This window comes from Paraliomyxa miuraensis (assembly GCF_026337845.1).
Taxonomy (GTDB): Bacteria; Myxococcota_A; Polyangia; order Nannocystales; family Nannocystaceae; genus Paraliomyxa; species Paraliomyxa miuraensis.
Genome location: NZ_JAOVZF010000096.1, coordinates 1 through 1,852, shown reverse-complemented (window position 1 = coordinate 1,852; position 1,852 = coordinate 1). Strand labels below are relative to the sequence as shown.

Here is a 1,852-nt window from a genome sequence, read left to right as displayed (position 1 = left end):
CCTGAACCAAGCGCTCGAAAAGCACAATAGGCGGGATTTCACCTGAAGGGCCGGTTGTTGAGGGGTTTGCGTCAGGCAAACGCGACCCCACCCAACCCATTCAGGTGAAGACGAGATGGTATCCCGAGAGCTCCAAGAAAAGCTACGGCAAGAGAAGCGAATGATCGAGCGGCGGCTCGCGCGAGCGAAGGGCGGCATGAAGCCCCTCTCGGACGGACCCGAGCTCTCGACGCGGAGCGTGCGCTTCGAGTTCTCGGACCGCACGCGGGCCATCGACGCGGGCGGGCTCGGAGCCATCGTCGAGATGGTCGCCGACCTCGGCCTGGCCAAGCGCATCGACGACGGGCTCCCGTTGCTCGAGCGCTACCGGCCGTACCACGAGTCCGATCACGTGCTCAACATCGCGTACAACGCGATGTGCGGCGGGCGAACGCTCGACGACATCGAGCTGCGTCGCAACAACCGGGTGTTCCTCGAGGCGGTGGGTGCTCGGATGATTCCGGACCCGACGACGGCGGGGGATTTCTGCCGTCGGTTCAGTGCAGACGATGTCTGGAAGCTGATGCACATCATCAACGACGTGCGGGTCGACGTCTGGAAGCGGCGCGGCGCCGAGCTGACCGACCAAGTCGCGTGCATCGATGCCGATGGCGTCGTCGTGGGCACGCTGGGCGAGTGCAAGCAGGGCATGGACTACAACCACCACAAGAAGACGTGGGGCTACCATCCGCTGGTCGTGTCGTTGGGCAACACCCAGGAGCCGCTGTTCCTGGTCAACCGAAGCGGCAACCGACCGTCGTCCGAGGGAGCTGCGGAGGTGTACGACCAGGCCGTCGAGCTATGCCGCCGCGCGGGGTTCGAGCGGTTCCGCTTGCGAGGGGACACGGACTTCTCGCTGACCAAGAACTTCGACCGCTGGACCGAGCAGGGCGTGCGCTTCGTGTTCGGCTACGATGCGAGCCAAGCAATGATTTCGCGGGCCCAGGGGCTGCCAGACGAGGAATTCGAGGAGCTGTGCCGCAAGGCCAAGCACGCGCTCGAAGGCAAGCCACGAACCAAGCAGCCGCGCGTCAAGCAGGGCATCGTCGTCGAGCGCGAGTACCTCGACTTGGTCCTCGAGTCCGAGGCGCTGGCCGAGTTCGAGCACAAGCCTGCGCGTGCCAAGCAGAGCTACCGCATGATCGTTCTCGAGAAGACCATCCTCGAGGAGCGCGGCCAGCAGTGCCTGGGCAACACCACCCGCTACCTCTTCTATGTGACCAACGATCGCGAGCTGACCAAGGAGCAGGTGGTCGCCGAGGCCAACGAGCGCTGCAACCAGGAGAACCTCAACGCCCATCTCAAGAGCGGCGTCCGTGCCCTGCGTGCGCCGCTCAACACGCTGGAGGCCAACTGGGCCTACATGGTCATCACCTCGCTGGCGTGGAGCTTCAAGGCATGGTTCGCGCTGCGGTTGCCGTCGTCGCCTCGCTGGCACGACGAGCACGAGGCCGAGCGCGACTCGATCTTGAAGATGGAGTTCCGCACGTTCCTCAACCGCTTCATGCTCATCCCTGCGCAGATCGTCCGAACCGGTCGCCGCCTCGTGTTCCGATTCCTCGCGTGGCGACCCGAGCTCCACATCCTCGCGCGCAGCCTCGGCGCCTCTTGAGCCGGGCCCGTCGGTCGGCAATGGTGCCCTTCGACGGACGGTGTCTCGCCCGTCAACCTCTCACGCCGCGATCGAAAGGAGCCGCTTCCAGAAAACCGAGCCCACCGCGCCGAAGCCTCCAGGCTTCGGAAGGGGACTCACGCGCTCAGCAGCCCGGCGTCGTGAGCGGGCGGACTGCCTACCGCAAGCGCTTGTTTTAGG

At 65.2% G+C, this 1,852-nt stretch carries 1 protein-coding gene; it reads left to right on the top strand.

What is annotated here, in order from left to right; translation table 11 throughout:
- Window positions 1–196: 196 nt before the first annotated feature.
- Window positions 197–1,651 (top strand): IS1380 family transposase, encoded by a 1,455-nt coding sequence (locus tag OEB96_RS00435; protein ID WP_266213392.1) that lies wholly within the window; start codon window positions 197–199, stop codon window positions 1,649–1,651.
- Window positions 1,652–1,852: the final 201 nt, after the last annotated feature.